Genomic DNA, 15,903 nt, shown 5'->3' on the forward strand with positions numbered 1-15,903 from the left:
TCTCCTTCCGGGGATCTTCGGGTCAGCCGGTGCGGCGCAGGACCGGGTCGGCCGGGGCCGCGGCGAGGCCCGGCTCCGCGTCGAACAGGCCGAGCGGCAGGCGCACCACGCGGCGGGGCGCCGGGGCGCCGCGCACGGCCGTGCGGATCGGGGCCGGGCCGTGGGCGGCCGCGGGGGCCTGGCAGACGAGGGGCAAGGTGACGGTCACCACCGTCCCGGCCTGGGGCGCGCTCTCGATCAGCAGGGAGCCGCCGTGGAGGCCGACGAGGCCCTGGACCACCGACAGGCCGAGGCCGGTGCCCTCGTGCTGGCGCTTGTAGCCGCCGCTCCCGGCCTGGAAGAACGGTGTGCCGAGCTTGGGCAGGTCGTCCGCGCCGATGCCGACGCCCGTATCGGCCACGACGATGTCCAGGGTGCCGACGCCGCGCCGCAGGGACAGGTCGATGCGGCCGCCCGCCGGGGTGAACTTCACGGCGTTCGAGATGAGGTTGATCAGCACCTGCCGGCAGGCGGCGGGATCGGCCGTGATCTCCACCGGTCCCGACGGGGCGGCGGTGACGACGACGCCGGCGGCGTCGGCCTTCAGGCGCATCATGTCGCAGCAGGCCCGGAGCAGGTCCGCGATGTCGAACGCCTCGGGGGCGCAGTCGAAGTTGCCGCTCTGGATCCGGCTCATGTCGAGCAGCGTGTTGACGACGCCGAGCAGGTGGTGGCCGGAGGCGCCGATGATGCCGGCATATTCCCGCGCCTGGACCGGTCCGAGGCTGACGGCGCCTTCGCCGGCGAGGACCTCGGAGAAGCCGATGATCGCGTTGAGCGGCGTGCGCAGCTCGTGGGTGACGTTGGCCAGGAACCGGCCCTTGATCGCGTCGGCCCGCTCGGCCTCGGCGCGGGCGCGCTCCAGCTCGACGGCGTGCCGGTGGTGCTCGGTCATGTCGCGGGTGACCGCCACGACCGCCGTGGCGGCGTCGTGCGCGCCGTGCTCGATCCGGTGGGCGCGCATCTCGGCGTAGATCAGGCTCGCGCCGTCGGCGCGGCCGGTCTCGGGCTCGACGTGCAGGCGCAGGGGCAGGGTCGCGGGCCGTCCGGTCGCGGCGACGTCGCTCACCGCCTTGAGGAAGGCCGGGCGGTCGGCGACGTGGACGCGCTCCAGCAGGCCGTGGCCGCGCAGGCGGGCCGGGTCGCTGCCCAGGAGCCGGACGGCCGAGACCGAGGCCTCCAGCACGCGGCCGTTGCGGTCGTGCCAGGTCACGAGGTCGTCGATCGCCGAGAGCAGCAGCCGGTCGCGGGCCTCGTTGTCGCGCAGTCGCTCGCGCCAGACGCCCTCGTTGCGCATGTGCTCCAGGGCCTGGGCCGCGACGTGGCCGATCGCCGTGATGGCGAAGGCCGGCAGGGCGATCGCGGCCGAGATGTCCATGACCGGCAGGGAGCCGGCCCAGGCGCCGAGGGCCACCACGGTCAGGACGCCGAGGACCGCCATCGCGGCGGCCGCGATCGTCGCGCGGAGCGAGCCGGAGACCAGCGCCTCCAGGGGGATCGCCACGAGCCAGACCGCGGCGGGCGAGGTGACGCCGCCGGTGACGCCCGCCAGGGCGACGACGAGGCCGGTCAGGCCCGCCGACGAGACCGCGTGGGCGACCCAGAGGGAGCCGGTGCGGGTGAGGAGGACGGCGGCGAAGACCGGCAGCAGCAGGCTCGCGATCGCCAGGACCTCGAAGCCCGACGGCACCCCGCGCCACAGCAGGTAGGGCGGCAGCCCGGCCATCATCACGGCGCCGGTCGCCAGCCGCGACACCAGGAAGCGCTGGTGGCGCGCGCGGGCGGCCGGGTTGTCGGCCGCGGATTCGTGGACGAGGCCCGCGAGCCGGTCGTCGATCAGCGACGTCAGGACAGTCTTGATGGTCAAGGTTGGCACGCGTCGCGCTGGCTGCGTTCCCGCATCCGTCGCGCCTCCGGTTCGACTTCGAACGACTACCGGACGGTCGCAGAGCCGGCTTAAACGAGTGTTGCGGGACTTGTCCGAATGGTCGGGATGCTTTCCGCGAGGTAACCAGCCGATCGCGAACAAGCTTCATTCACCATCGTGCGGGAAAGCTCGGGTCGGTAGAGGCCCGGTTCACGAAATCCGTCGAATGCTTCGCGCGATCTCGAGCGGAGAAACCGTTCCATGACCGTCCTGCTGCGCGCCGCGCTGGTGATCGGTGTGCTCTCCTACTTCGCCATGCTTCGCACCGGAGCGGACCCGGCCGCGGAGGCCCGCAGGCTCGCCGGGGCGGTCCCGAGCGCCCAGGCGGTCGTGCCGGCCGCCCTGGAGGCGGTCCCGCCCGAGACCCGGGAGCGGGCGGTCCGCGCCGTGCTGGCCCGCGGCCTGATGGCGGAGCTGAGCCGCCGCGCCGCGGAGGCGCCCTCGAACGACACCCTGCAGGAGACGGACCGGCAGCCCGCTTGGCGGGGCGCCGATCCGGAGAGTGATCCGCAGAGCGATCCCCGGACCGGCCCGCGCTGACGGCCGGCCGGTCAGCCCGGCTCCCCGCCGCTCGCCGTCCGGGCCCGCGCCGGCAGGGGCGGCCGCTGCGCGGCGACGCGCTCGGCGCCCTGGCGCAGCTTGGCCTCCGGGCCGTGTGCCGGCTGATGGGCCTCGCTCCGACCGCGCTCGGCGAGCGGCCGGTCGAGGATCGCGGCGATCAGGTCCCGCGAGGCCGGACGGCTCACGGTGCGGAACAGCCGGACCAGATCGGCGACGCGCTCGGCCGAGCGCGCCACCCCCTGGTTGAGGGTCAGGAAGATGTAGACCGCCTCCTCCTCGTGCAGGCCGGCGGCCCGCAGGCCGAGGGTCAGGAGGTCGTAGCGGGTGCCCGCGTCGGCGACCACGGTCAGGAAATCGCGGGGCAGGCCGAGCCCGTCGGCCAGCGCCGCCATGAAGGCGGGAACGTCGCGAGCGGCGGACAGGCCGGTCAGGGTCTCGCCGAGGCCGCGGGGCGGCGGCGGGCAGGGGCGCAGGGCGGCGGTCGCCTCGACGGCCCGGCCGATCACCGTGCGGCGCATCGGGTCGGCGTGCAGGTACAGGGGCACGAGGTCGGCGGCCGAAACGTCGGGCCGGACCAGCAGCAGCCGGGCGAGGTCGGGGGCGGTGCGGCCGCGGTCCACGAGCCGCGACAGGGCCGCGCCCCGCAGGGTGTGGCCGAGATTGGCCGCCAGCGCGCGGTCGATCTCGGGGCGGCCCTCGCGGGAGAGTTCGTCCACCGCCTCCCGGCTCAGCCCGGCCCGGGCGGCGATGCGGGCGGCGATGTCCGACCCCTCGGCCAGGGCCGCCTCGATCAGGCGGTGGCTCAGGGTCGGGGCCAGCTCCACCACCGCATCGCGGGCACCGCCGCCGCGCAGGGCGAGCGCCTCCAGCACCGCGGGCGGCGTCTCGGGGCAGGGGGCCAGCTTGCGGGCCACGACCCGGGCCGTCTCCTCGTCCACCGTCGGGATGAGTCCGCAGGCCAGGGACTCGAAGATCTCGATCTCGGTCCGGTCCCGGGCCGCGGCCCGGACGAACAGGTCCGTCTGAACCCGGAGGATCACCGGCTTGAGATCGAGATTCTCGATGCGTGACAGTTCGAGGAGCCCGGACAGGTCCGGCGGAGCATCGACGGAAGGGGGCATGGAGGATCGGTTACGCAAGACTGCAGTAAGGTCACGCTAACCGCATCGACGTGAATCGACCTTTAAACCGCCTCCGCGGCGACCGTGCCGTCCTGCGCCAGGATGGCACCGGCGCGGTCCCGCCCCGGCCGGACCGTCAGCGCATCCGTCAGCGCGTCAGCCAGAGCACGAGGCCGAGCCCCACGGCGGCCGCGACGATGATGCCGGCGTAGAGCGGCAGGACCCAGGGCTGCCGCTGGTGCGGGTAACCCTTGGCCGCCCGCTCCGAGGGCGCCCGCTCGTTCTGCCGGGCGATCCGGACCTCCCGGGGCGTCGGCGGCGTCCCGCCGGCCTCCTCGCAGGTCCCGAGCGGGGCCGCGCCGATATCCATGTGCGGGGTCTTGTCGGCGGTGCGGCCGCTGTCGATGTCGCCCTTGAGCTGCGCGGCGGTCGGCGCCTCGGAATCCGGCGGCGGATCGCAGGGCAGGTTCGCGGGCGGTGGCGGGGTCTCGGATCGCAGCGTCATCGGGGGGCTCCACTCTCCGGGGGTAACGCCCGGTGAGCCCCGCCGGCTTCGGCCAGGATGTCGCGGATCTCAGCCGTCTCCGGTGCCCCGCTTCAGCAGCGGCCGCGCGAGCACGGTCCCTTCGTCGGCGAAGCCGGCGGCGGCGCAGAAGGCGCGCAGGGCGGCCTGGTCCGGCCCCGCGGCCAGGAGCAGCCGGTCGCAGCCCGCCTGCCGCGCCGCCCGGCCGGCCGCCTTCAGCAGGACCCGACCGATGCCCCGGCGGCGCGACTCGGCGGCGACCGCGAGGCCGGTGATCAGGCCGAAGGGCCGCGGCGCGTCCAGCGTCCGCACGGGGGCGACGGCGATGAGGCCACTCGGCGGCCCCCATTCCACGGCGACGAGGGCGATGCCGCCTTCCCGCTGCAGGGCCTCGAGCCGGGCCGCGAGGTCCGCGGCGCCGACCGCGACCCCGACCTCGCTGAGCAGCGCCGCGAGACCCGCGGCGTCCGGCCCCGCGGCGGCGCGGATCTCCAGCCCGTAGCGATTGCCCAAATCCCGCTCCCGATCGGCATGTCCGGCGCATGCATGTCCGGCGGTTCAACGCGTGGCGACGCCTCTCGACACGGCGCGTCGCGCTCCTGAGGCTCAAACGCGGCGCCATCCCGCAGATCGCGATCACCGCGGGATCGGCTCCGTCGCGCGCGGCGCCGTCGTGATGCGGCGCGCGCGGAACGCGCCGGGCCGTCCGCGCTTTGCTCTCCCGTCGGCGGATCGGGGAGCGCGCAGCATGGCGGGGCGGGTGACGGATCGAGCCTCCGAAGGGGAGGCCGGCCAGGCGCGGCCGGAGACAGCGCCGGCGCCCGAGGGGCCGGGCCCGCGGCCCGGCATGACCGAGGCAGAGGTCGGGCCGGAGATCGGGGCGGAGGCCGAGGCGGTCGAGCGGCACAAGGCCGAGACGGAGATCGCCGCGGGCGACGTGGCCGACGACCTCGCCGATTTCGCGTAACGGACCGGCGCGCGGGTCGCGCGCCGGCCGGTAACCACGAGCCCGGGCGTTGCCGGGCTCAGGCCGGGCTCAGGCCGTCTCCTTGGCCTTGCGGGTGCGGCTGGCGCGCTTCGGCTTCTCGGCCACTTCCGCGACGGGCTCGGGCTCGGGCGCCGGGGCGGCGGACTTGCGGCGCTGCTGGCCGAGGCCGAGGCTGCGGGCGAGTTCCGAGCGCTGGGCCGAGTAGCTCGCGGCCGTCGACGGATAGTCGCGCGGCAGCCCGAAGCGCTCGCGATACTGCTCGATCGTCAGGCCGTTGCGCGACAGGTGCCGCTTGAGCGTCTTGTACGGCTTGCCGTCGATGAACGAGATCAGGGCGTCCGGCGTCACCGACTTGCGGATCTGGGCCGGCGTCGGCTTGTCGGCCGCCTCGGTGACCGTCGCCGTGGGGGCGGACAGCTTCGTCAGCGCGGCGTGAACGCCGGCGAGCAGACCGGGCAATTCGCTGATCGGCACGGAATTGTTCGAGACATACGCCGAGACGATGTCGGACGCCTGCTCGATAAAGGTCTGCTGCTGCTCAGTGGCGTTGTCGTCCATCGATGATTCCCTCTATCCGACCGTCGTGAGACGGTTCTAACGTCTGTGCAGCAAAATCAAGTCGTCGTCGAGCATTTCCCTACACAATGCCCCCGCCATGAACACGCATATTATTCAAACCGTGGGTCGAGCTGAAATCGACCGTCGAGCAAACCGACACCCCGGAGCCGAAGTTGGACGAGACCGGGCGACGCGGACGGGCGCCGGTTATGCCTTCCGCCGCGATCTCGCCGCGGGCTTCCTCTGCGAAGATCCGTCTCCGGTCTGATGAGAGGCGCAGAACTTCACGCGGCGGCCCGCCGCGATGTCCCGTGAGCCTTCGGGACGGGACGAACGTTTCGGCCGGACTGTCACGTGATCTGCCGCGGACCGGTCATGGCCTCGGAGGCGGCCGGGCGATAAGGATCCGGGCGGGGCAGGATCCGGGGCGATCGGCGTGGACCAGCAAGGGGATCACCAAGTGGATCAGCAAGTGGATCAGCGCTCGGAGACGGGCACCGTCTTCGGCGCCATCATCCCGTTCGTGGATCACTGCGGGATCGAGGCGCTCGACGTGCGCGCGGGCCGGACGCGGCTGCGCCTCGCCCTGCGGCCGGAGCACGCCAACAACCTCGGCATCGCCCATGGCGGCGCGCTCTGCACCCTGCTCGACGTCGCCCTGGGGACGGCGGCGCGGCTGCGGGCGGGGCGCCCCGTGGTGACCCTCGACATGCAGACCCGTTTCCTCGCCCCCGGCCGCGGCGTCCTGACCGCCGAGGGACGGGTCACCCGGGCGGGGCGGTCGGTGATCTTCTGCGAGGCCGAGATCCGCGACGAGGCCGGGGAGCTGGTGGCGACCGCCACGGGGCTGCTCAAGCCCGTCGGCGAGCGGCCGGCGCTCGCGTAGGGGCCGCGTAGGGGCCGCGTAGGGGCGTTGTCGCCGGTCGGGACACCGGCGCGGGAGCCCTGCGCGCGAGCCCTGCGCGCCCGTGCGGGGCCGCGACCGCATTGACGTGCGCCCGGCAGGGTGGAAAAGCCTGTGTCATGACGATGCCGGACGACGCGCGCGCAGCCCTGGCTGCGCCTCCCTCCGAGGCCGACGTGACGGCCATGAAGTCCGAGGCCGCGGCGTGGTTCGAGACGCTGCGCGACCGGATCGTCGCCGCTCTGGAGACCCTCGAGGCGGAGGCGGCGGGCCCGTTCCACCCCGACGCGCCCGAGGGCCCCGGGACGTTCGAGAAGACCCCGTGGAACCGGACCGACCATACCGGGCGGCCGGGCGGCGGCGGCGTCATGGCGATGCTGCGGGGCCGCGTCTTCGAGAAGGCCGGCGTGCACATCTCGACGGTGCACGGCGAGTTCGCGCCGGAATTCCGCGCCCAGATGCCCGGCGCCGCCGAGGATCCGCGCTTCTTCGCCACCGGCATCTCGCTGATCGCCCATCCGTGGAACCCGCACGTGCCGACGGTGCACATGAACACCCGGTTCGTCGCGACGACGCGGGCGTGGTTCGGGGGCGGGGCCGACCTGACGCCGGTGCTCGACCGGCGCCGCACGCAGGACGATCCGGACAGCCGCCACTTCCACGCCTGCCTGGCGCGGGCCTGCGCGGCGCACGGCATCGACCACGCCCGCTACAAGGCGTGGTGCGACGAGTATTTCCACCTCAAGCACCGGAACGAGCCGCGCGGCATCGGCGGGATCTTCTACGATTACCTCTGGAGCGGGACGCCGCAGGCCGACCTCGCCTACACCCGCGACGTGGGCCGGGCCTTCCTGGAGGCCTACCCGAAGATCGTGCGCGACAATCTCGGCACGCCCTGGACCGAGGCGGACCGCCACGAGCAGCAGGTGCGGCGGGGCCGCTACGTGGAGTTCAACCTGCTCTACGACCGGGGCACGATCTTCGGCCTGAAGACGGGCGGCAACGTCGCCTCCATCCTCTCCTCGATGCCGCCGACCGTGCGCTGGCCGTGAGTGCGGGTCTGCCGGCCGCCTACGCGCCGCAGCAGGACGCGGCGCTGAAGGCGATCGCCGCGTGGCGGCGGGACGGGGGATCGCAGGTGTTCCGGCTGTTCGGCTATGCCGGCACCGGCAAGACGACGCTCGCCCGCCGGATCGCCGAGGATGTCGACGGCACGGTGGTCTACGGGGCCTTCACCGGCAAGGCGGCCTCGGTGATGCGCCAGAAGGGCTGCTACGACGCCGCCACGATCCACTCGCTGATCTACCGCACCAAGGAGGCGGAGGAGGGCGGGCCGACCTTCACGCTGAACCGCTCGGGCCCGGCCGCCAAGGCGGACCTGATCATCATCGACGAGTGCTCGATGGTCGATTCCGACCTCGGCAACGATCTCTTGTCCTTCGAGCGGCCGGTCCTCGTCCTGGGCGACCCGGCGCAGCTGCCGCCGGTGCGCGGCGGCGGCTTCTTCACCGAGGCCGAGCCCGACGTGATGCTCACCGAGGTGCACCGGCAGGCCAAGGACGACCCGATCGTCCGCATGGCCATGACCGTGCGCGAGGGCGGCCGGCTGGAGCTCGGCAGCTACGGGCAGAGCCGGATCGTGTCGCGCCGCGCCCTGGATCCGGCCGAGGTGCTCGAGTGCGATCAGGTGCTGGTCGGCTTGAACAAGACCCGCCGCCTCTACAATGCACGGCTGCGGGAGCTCGCCGGCCACACGGACCCGATGCCGGCGATCGGCGAGAAGCTGGTCTGCCTGCGCAACGACCGGGTGAAGGGCCTGCTCAACGGCTCGACCTGGACCGTGCAGGCCCTGCGCGCGCCGCCGCGTCCGGACCTGATCCGCCTCGACGTGGTGCCGGAGGACGACCCGGCGCTCCGCCGGAAGCCCACCGACATCAAGGTGCTGCGCGCGATGATCTCCGGCACGGACGAGGAGATCCCGCTGTTCCTGCGGCGCGAGACGGACGAGTTCACCTACGGCTACGCGCTGACGGTGCACAAGGCTCAAGGGTCGCAGTGGGATCGGGTCACGCTGTTCGACGAATCCTACGCGTTCCGCGAGCACCGGGCGCGCTGGCTCTACACCGGCCTGACCCGCGCGGCGCAGGCGATCACCGTGGTGGTCTGATCCGGCGCCGCGCGACGTCTCGCTTGTGAAGCGGGACCACGCGTGCTACGCACCGCCCGTCTCATCGAGGCACCTTGCGGAGAGGTGGCAGAGCGGTTGAATGCACCGCACTCGAAATGCGGCATGCCTGCAAGGGCATCGGGGGTTCGAATCCCCCCCTCTCCGCCACGTACTTGAATTTAATCGTTGATTTAACTGAGTCTTCTGACGGGGTTGCAGTAGCCGGCCCACGTTGCGCCCTACATTTCGAAACGGCTTGTACCGGATGTAGATTGACGATGTGCCCGCGCGCGAGGGCGAACCCGTTGCTCGCTATCATCACCAAGGCCGATTTCTTCGAGAGTCATTCTGATAGCGCAGCCGGGGCGAGGACCCATGCGGCAGCGGTCATGCTCGCTGCCGGACACATGACTATAGTGATTGGGAGTTCAGATCCGCCCACCGACAGTCAGCGTGAGAGGGCGAGTCGCATCCCGATGACCGGCTCGATCTTGCCCCAGAAGAACGCCGAGTACTGCTCCGCGCGATCGGCCGGGCCGGCGTAGCCAAGTTGGTCAGAGGCCGACCTCGGCGAGTTTTGGCTCGCGACTGCCGATGGTACGCTGATAGGCGAGCGCGAGATGCTCGCCGAGCGCGTCGGCCAGTATCTTCTCACATCGAGTATGGGTGGTGTCTCGTGACCTGACCGGCTGGCTTTGGACCGGGCTGATTGAGAGGATCAGCCAGGACCGAAGGCGTCGGACCTGCGGCGAGGTCAGAAGACGAGCGGGCAGCAGGTCGTGCTGAAGCTGCGCCAGATCGAGGTGCAGACGGCACAAGGCAAAAGCTTGGCGCTGGCGTGCGAGGAGGCGGAGATCTCTGAGCAGAGCGACTCACGCTGGCGCAAGGAGTACGGCGGCCTCCAAGTCGACCAAGCCAGGAAAATGAAGCAGTTGGAGCGCGAGAACGCTCGGTTACGGCGGCTCGTGGCGGACCTGTCTTTGGAAAAGCAGGTACTGGCGGACGTCGCCTCGGGAAACTTGTAGCCCCCGAGCGGCTCCGGCAGGCGGTCGATGGCATCCGGGAGAAGTACGGCCTCTTCCGAACGTCACGCCTGCCGGATCGTCGGCCTGCACCGGGGCACGCAGCCCTACGTGCCCACGCTACGTGCCCACACTGCCGGCCGACGCGGATGCGCTGACCCGCGCCATCATGGCCCTGGCGTCCGAGTACGGCGCGACAGATACCGCCGTTTCACCGCGCTGCTGCAGGCAAACGGCTGGCCGGTGGGCAAGGATCGGGTTCATCCTTCGAGAACCTCAGGACGAGGGCATCTGGCCTCGCGAGGGGCTGAAGGTCCCCCGGGAGCACCGGCCGCGCAGCCGTATCTGGCTGACCGACGGCTCATGCGTGCGACTGCGGCCGCTCCGCCGCAGCCATGTGGGGAGCTTCGACTTCGTGCAGGCGCAGACACATGACGGGCGCAGCTTGCGCGTCCTGACGCTGATCGATGAGCACAGTCGGACATGCCTGGCGCTGAAGGTGGCCCGACGCATCAACAGCGTAGGTGTGATCGAGACGCTGGCCGATGCGATGTGCCTGCACGGCCTCCCGGAGCACATCCGCTGCGATAACGGCCCCGAGCTGATCTCGAAGGCGCTGCGCAAATGGGTCGCCAAGACGGGGCCACAGATTCAGTACATCGCACCCGGCTCGCCGTGGGAGAGCGTGTACTGTGAGAGCTTCAACGGTAGGCTGCGCGACGAGTGCCTACGCCAAGAGATCTTCTGCTCGCTGAAGGAGGCGCAGATCGTGATTGGTCGATGACAATCTACCTACAACCGCGTCCGACCGCATTCGTCGATTGGCTATCGGCCACCTGCGCCTGTCAGCTTCCCAGATCTGGCCTTCCGGCTCTCCATGGCCGCCACCATGCAGTGGTCTCTCAATCGGCTCGGTCCAAAATACCGGTCAGGTCAAGGAGACACCCGAACCGAGGCTATGAAGATGGGGGCATATGCGGACGTTCCGCTGGCGACCCATGCCGGCCGCCCGGATCGCGGCCAAGCTTTCGCCCAAAGCGGTCATCTGCGACCGGCCGCGCACGGTCGGTAGGCATCGAAGTCGGCGGCGACTGTACCTGAGATTCCCTGTTCGAAGCAGTTCAACGCGGCGAACTCGTAAACTCGAGCAGTTTATGTCGCGAGCAACGTCGGTACTCTCGCCCCACGGCGAACGCAGCCGTCGCCGTGAGTGCGCTCATCGACCGGTCCCCTGCTGCATCCGCTGGCGGGGCTTCGAATGCCGTCGCTTGCTCACCCTGCCGAAGGGCAGGCGCAACGTTGCGATCACCGGATAGACGGCGGGAAGAACGACGAGCGTCAGCAGCGTCGCGGTGATCAGGCCGCCGATCACCACCGTGGCGAGCGGGCGCTGCACTTCCGCACCCGCGCTGGTCGAGAGCGCCATCGGCAGGAAGCCGAGCGCTGCGACAAGGGCCGTCATCATCACCGGGCGCAGGCGCCTCTCGGCCGCCCGGGTGGCCGCCTCCCGCGGGTCCAGGCCGGAAGCTTCGAGGTCGCGGATGGTGCTCGTCAGCACCACGCCGTTCAGGATCGCGATGCCGAAGGTCGCGATGAAGCCGATCGCCGCCGAGATCGAGAACGGCATGTCGCGCACAGAGAGGGCAAGGATGCCCCCCGTCGCGGCCATCGGCACGTTGAGGAAGATCAGCCCGGCGCGGCGGATGTCGCCGAACATCACGACGAGGAGGACGAGGATCCCCGCCAGCGCCGCCGGCACCACCACCGAGAGGCGGGCGGTAGCCTCCTGCAGGTTCTGGTACTGGCCGCTCCATTGCAGCGCGTAGCGGGGCGGCAGCTTGACCTGATCGGACACGGCCTTCTGCGCGGCGTCCACGAAGCTCTGCACGTCGCGGCCGCGGACGTTGGCCTGGATCGAGATCCGCCGCTGCAGCCGCTCGCGGCTGATCTGGGCCGGGCCGGAGGTGACCTCCACCGAGGCCACCATCGCGAGCGGCACCGTCATGGCGGGACCGGTCTCCTTGCGCGGCCGCCCCACCGGCAGGGCGCGGATGCGCTCGATGTCGCTGCGGTCGGCCGGGTCGAGCCGGACCACGATGTCGGTGATGGAATTGTCGTCGCCGTAGACCATGCCGGCGGGGCGCCCGCCGATGCTCTCGACCACGTCGAGCACGTCCGAGACGTTGATCCCGTAGCGGGCGGCCTTGACCCGGTCGACCCGGATCGAGAGCGCCGGCATCCCGGCCTGCGCCTCGGCCTTCACGTCCGCCGCGCCCTGAATGCCTGAGACCACCCGCACGATGGAATCGGCCGTGTCCTTCAGGACCTTCAGGTCGTCGCCGTAGAGGTTGATCGCGACGTCGCCGCGCACGCCCTCCAAGAGGTCGTCCATCCGCATCTGGATCGGCTGCGAGAAGCTGTAGGCGACGCCCGGCACCTCCTCCCGGAGGCGCTTATCGAAGGCCGCGACGAGCCCTTCCTGGCTGTCGGCGGTCCTCCAGGTCGAGGGGTCGGTCAGGGTGATGAAGCTGTCGGTCGATTCGACGCCCATCGGGTCGGTCGGGATCTCGGCGCTGCCGGTGAGGGAGACGATCCGCTTCACCTCGGGGAAGGATTTCAGCACCCGCTCGATGCGGGTCACGGTGGCGAGCGAGGCGTTCAGCGCGATGCCGGGCAGCTTCTCGGAGGTGATGACGATCGAGCCCTCCGACAGCTTCGGCAGGAACTCGCCCCCGAGCCGCGTGGCCATCGCGCAGGAGCCGGCGAACAGGGCGACCGTCGTGAGCACGGTGGCGAGCGCGTGCCGCTCGGCCCAGCGCAGCACCGGCGTGTAGACACCCCGCACCGCGTGGACGAGACGCGTCTCGCGCTCTTTGACACCGCGCCCGGCGAGAAAGAGCGCCGCGAGCGCCGGCATCAGGATCAGGGTGACGACGAGCGACGAGGCGAGCGCCAGGATCACCGTGAGCGCCATCGGGGCGAACATCTTGCCGGCCACGCCTTCCAGCGCGAGGATCGGGACGTACACGATGATGATGATCGCCACCGCGAAGATCACCGGGCGGGCCACCTCGGCGGCGGCGTCGCGGATCACGTCGTGGGCCGGGCGGTCCGGGTGCTCGCCCCGGGCGCGGAGCACGTTCTCGATCATCACCACCGCGCCGTCGACGATCAGCCCGAAATCGATCGCCCCGAGGCTCATCAGATTGCCCGACAGGCCGAGCAGCCGCATCCCGGCAAACGCCATCAGCATCGAGAGCGGGATCGCGGCGGCGACGATCAGCCCTGCGCGCAGGTTGCCGAGCAGTAGGAGCAGCACCACGATCACCAGCACCGCCCCCTCGAGGAGGTTGTGCTCCACCGTGCGGATGGTGCGGTCCACCAGCGCGCTGCGGTCGTAGAACGGGACGATCTCGACCCCCGGCGGCAGTTGCTGGCGCAGGGCGGCGATCGTCTTCTTCACCTCCGCGACCACGGCGCTGGCATTCTCGCCGTAGCGCATCATCGCGATGCCGACGACGGTCTCGCCTTCCGCGTCGTGGGTGACGGCGCCGAGCCGGACCTTGGGGGCCTCCTGCACCGTGCCCAGCGTGCCGAGCGTCACCGGCACGCCGCCGGGGCCCGTCGCGACGACGATGTTCGCGATGTCCTCCGGGCCCTTGGCGAGGCCGAGGCCGCGGATCGTCTCCTGCTGGTCGTTGTGCTCGATGTAGGCGCCGCCCCGGGCGGCGTTGTTCTCAGCGAGCGCCGTGTAGACCTGGGCCAGCGTCACGCCGTAGCGGCGCAGCGCGTCCGCCGAGACGCGGACCTCCTCGGTCGGCATCTGGCCGCCGTAGATGTTCACGTCGGCGATTCCGGGGGTGAGCTTCAGCTTCGGCGCGATGGTCCATTGCAGGATGCGCTTGAGCTGCATCGGCGTGTAGGCGGGCCCGCGCAGCTCGAACTGGTAGATCTCGCCGAGCCCGGTCGCCATCGGACCCATCTGCGGATCGCCGACTCCGGCGGGCATCAGGCTCTTGGCCTGGGGCAGGCGCTGGAACACCTCCGCCCGCGCCGCTGTGACCGACACGGATTCGTCGAAGGTGACGTAGACCGCCGAGACGCCGGCCCGGGACGTCGAGCGGACGTTGGAGAGCCCCGGCGCACCGGCCATCGCGTTCTCGACAGGAAAGGTGACGAGCCGCTCGACCTCCAGGGGGCCGAGCCCCGGCGACAGGGTGAGGATCATCACCTGCTTCGGCGAGATGTCCGGCACCGCGTCGATCGAGAGACCTTCGAGGTTAGCGGCTCCGCCCGCCGCCGCGGCCAGCGCGATCATCAGCACGAGGAAGCGGCGGCGGACCAGGATGGCGAACCAGCTCTTCATCGCCGGCGCTCAATCCGTCGAGCCGAGAAGGCTGCGCAGCAGGATGGCCTTCAGGCCGAAGCTGCCCGCGGTCGCAACACTCTCACCCGCCGCCACGCCTCGGCGCACCTCCACCCAGTCGGTGCGCTGGATGCCCAGCGTCAGGGCCCGCCGCTCGAACCTGTCCGGGGCCGTGCGCACGAAGGCGATGGGGCCGGTGTCCGTCTGCTGCACGGCCGCCGCCGGGATGGTCACGCCGTCGCGACCGAGATCAGCCCCGACCGTCACCGAGACGAAAAGGTTGGCGCGCAGGAGATCCTGCGGGTTGTCGAGTTCGATCCGCGCCGGCGCCGTGTTCGTCACCGGATCGAGGGCGGCGTTGACCGAGCGGACATGGCCCTCGAAGGGCGGATGGCCGGGCACCGGGCTCTCCACCGAGACCGCATCCCCGGCCTTCACCCGGGAGATGTCGGCCCCGTAGAGGTTCGCCAGCACGACGACACGGGTGGGATCGGCCACCGTGAAGGCGTCGCGCCCGGTATCGACGACCTCGCCCAGGGTGATGCCGACGCTCGTCACCACGCCGGCAATCGGCGTGACCACGGCGCTGGTGCCCGGCGCGGCGCCCTCGGCCGGGGCGAGGCGCTGGTACTGCGCCCGGTACATCTCCGCGTTCGCCTGCGCAGATTTCACCGCCGCCTGTGCCTTGGCGAGATCGACCTGCCGCCGCTCGACCTCGGCTTGCGCCACGCCCCCGAATTTCAGCTGCTCCAGCCCACGCTTCACCTGGAGCGCCGCCACCGCCTCGGAGGCCCGCGCCTCGCCGAGGGCGGCTTCAGCCGCCTGAAGCCCGTTGCGGGCGTCGAGGAGGCCGGCGGCATCGAGGGTCGCGAGCGTCTGCCCCGCCGTCACCCGGTCCCCGGGCTGGACGGCGAGGCTCAGTACACGTCCCTGCGTGCGCGGCTTGAGATGCGTCACCCGCCGCTCGTCGAAGGCGACGGTGCCCGGCGCCCGCACCGGGAGCACGATCCGGCGGGTCTCCGCCGTGCCGAAGGCCAAGCCGATCCGCGTCTGCCCCGCCCCGTCGAGGGTGACGAGATCGGGGTTCGCCGGGGTGTCGTCGGAACGGTCCGCCTTCGCCTCGGGGACCGCGGGCGGGGCGAGGCCAAGGCCGGCGAGGAGTGGGCCGCGATAGGTCCAGCCCGCGAAGGCCACGGCGGCCAGCACCGCCAGGATGAGCAGCACTCGCGGCGCGCGGCTCCGGCTCACAATCGGAGTCGGCGCGGAGGCATCCCCGCGCCCGAAGCCATCGGTCTCGGATGCCTCCGAGACCTCCGCGGGGCGCGCGGACGCTTCGGTGTTCAGCGACATGGACAGGCAGCTTGCCGACCGGTCGGGCCGGACGCTCCGCGGATGAGGTTCATGCGTCGAAGCCGGTGGGGAGCACCTCGTCGCTGACGAAGCGCCCGGTCTCGACCTCGCGGATCACAACCTCGAAGCCCTCGCCGCGCCATTCCCGCAGTTGCTCGACGGAGACATAGGTGCGGGTCTCGACGTCGTAGAGCCGGCTCTGGGCGTAACGGTTGATGAGGCGGCGGGGCCGCCGCTTCCGGGGCATGTGTGGACTCCCTCAGCGGTGGGGGATCGCGGCGGATGCGGGGAAGCGGCGTAGCAGGAACAACATCGGAGGAGCCCGCTGAGGATCGCGCCCAGCCGAACAGGGCCCGAGGTGCGCGCTAGAGTCATTC

The 15,903-nt window shown here is 71.4% G+C and carries 12 protein-coding genes, 1 tRNA gene and 1 pseudogene; 6 read left to right on the plus strand and 8 right to left on the minus strand.

Annotation, left to right across the window (positions count from 1 at the left end; translation table 11 throughout):
- Positions 1–22: 22 nt before the first annotated feature.
- Complete coding sequence (locus tag LXM90_RS03700; RefSeq protein ID WP_026604618.1) at positions 23–1,915, minus strand: sensor histidine kinase; 1,893 nt, start codon at positions 1,913–1,915, stop codon at positions 23–25.
- Positions 1,916–2,167: 252 nt separating this feature from the next.
- On the opposite strand from LXM90_RS03700, the gene LXM90_RS03705 reads away from it, so the two are divergent.
- Complete coding sequence (locus tag LXM90_RS03705) at positions 2,168–2,506, plus strand: hypothetical protein (RefSeq protein WP_020091137.1); 339 nt, start codon at positions 2,168–2,170, stop codon at positions 2,504–2,506.
- Positions 2,507–2,517: 11 nt separating this feature from the next.
- Here LXM90_RS03705 and LXM90_RS03710 read toward each other — a convergent pair whose 3' ends face one another.
- From LXM90_RS03710 to LXM90_RS03725, 4 genes are all read right to left on the minus strand, one after another.
- Positions 2,518–3,648, minus strand: coding sequence for a DUF2336 domain-containing protein (locus tag LXM90_RS03710; RefSeq protein WP_020091136.1), 1,131 nt, complete (start codon positions 3,646–3,648; stop codon positions 2,518–2,520).
- 148 nt (positions 3,649–3,796) lie between these two features.
- Positions 3,797–4,153, minus strand: a complete 357-nt coding sequence (locus tag LXM90_RS03715) for a hypothetical protein (RefSeq protein WP_020091135.1) — start codon at positions 4,151–4,153, stop codon at positions 3,797–3,799.
- 69 nt (positions 4,154–4,222) lie between these two features.
- On the minus strand, positions 4,223–4,684 hold the full coding sequence (locus tag LXM90_RS03720; RefSeq protein WP_020091134.1) for a GNAT family N-acetyltransferase: 462 nt from the start codon (positions 4,682–4,684) through the stop codon (positions 4,223–4,225).
- A gap of 523 nt (positions 4,685–5,207) precedes the next feature.
- On the minus strand, positions 5,208–5,717 hold the full coding sequence (locus tag LXM90_RS03725) for a MucR family transcriptional regulator (RefSeq protein ID WP_020091131.1): 510 nt from the start codon (positions 5,715–5,717) through the stop codon (positions 5,208–5,210).
- A 472-nt stretch (positions 5,718–6,189) separates the two neighbouring features.
- Here LXM90_RS03725 and LXM90_RS03730 point away from each other — a divergent pair, with 472 nt between their 5' ends.
- The 5 genes and pseudogenes from LXM90_RS03730 to LXM90_RS03750 all read left to right on the plus strand — a co-directional run.
- A complete protein-coding gene (locus LXM90_RS03730) occupies positions 6,190–6,603 on the plus strand; it encodes a PaaI family thioesterase (RefSeq protein ID WP_020091130.1) in 414 nt (137 codons plus the stop codon).
- A gap of 137 nt (positions 6,604–6,740) precedes the next feature.
- Positions 6,741–7,673 (plus strand): oxygen-dependent coproporphyrinogen oxidase, encoded by a 933-nt coding sequence (gene hemF / locus LXM90_RS03735; protein ID WP_020091129.1) that lies wholly within the window; start codon positions 6,741–6,743, stop codon positions 7,671–7,673.
- Positions 7,670–8,788, plus strand: coding sequence for an ATP-dependent DNA helicase (locus LXM90_RS03740; protein ID WP_012321591.1), 1,119 nt, complete (start codon positions 7,670–7,672; stop codon positions 8,786–8,788). Before hemF ends, LXM90_RS03740 begins: the two co-directional genes overlap by 4 nt.
- Before the next feature lie 78 nt (positions 8,789–8,866).
- Positions 8,867–8,956: transfer RNA gene (locus tag LXM90_RS03745), tRNA-Ser, on the plus strand.
- Between the two features lie 575 nt (positions 8,957–9,531).
- Positions 9,532–10,705: pseudogene (locus LXM90_RS03750) on the plus strand (IS3 family transposase); the annotation flags it as partial.
- A 321-nt stretch (positions 10,706–11,026) separates the two neighbouring features.
- Here LXM90_RS03750 and LXM90_RS03755 read toward each other — a convergent pair.
- The 3 genes from LXM90_RS03755 to LXM90_RS03765 form a co-directional block, all read right to left on the minus strand.
- On the minus strand, positions 11,027–14,176 hold the full coding sequence (locus tag LXM90_RS03755) for an efflux RND transporter permease subunit (protein ID WP_234081784.1): 3,150 nt from the start codon (positions 14,174–14,176) through the stop codon (positions 11,027–11,029).
- 9 nt (positions 14,177–14,185) lie between these two features.
- A complete protein-coding gene (locus LXM90_RS03760) occupies positions 14,186–15,400 on the minus strand; it encodes an efflux RND transporter periplasmic adaptor subunit (protein ID WP_234081785.1) in 1,215 nt (404 codons plus the stop codon).
- A 175-nt stretch (positions 15,401–15,575) separates the two neighbouring features.
- Positions 15,576–15,773 carry a polyhydroxyalkanoate synthesis regulator DNA-binding domain-containing protein gene (locus LXM90_RS03765; protein ID WP_056526371.1) on the minus strand — a complete coding sequence of 66 codons (198 nt, stop codon included), beginning with the start codon at positions 15,771–15,773 and terminating at the stop codon, positions 15,576–15,578.
- Between the last annotated feature and the right edge of the window lie 130 nt (positions 15,774–15,903).

It is taken from the genome of Methylobacterium oryzae (assembly GCF_021398735.1).
GTDB lineage: Bacteria > Pseudomonadota > Alphaproteobacteria > Rhizobiales > Beijerinckiaceae > Methylobacterium.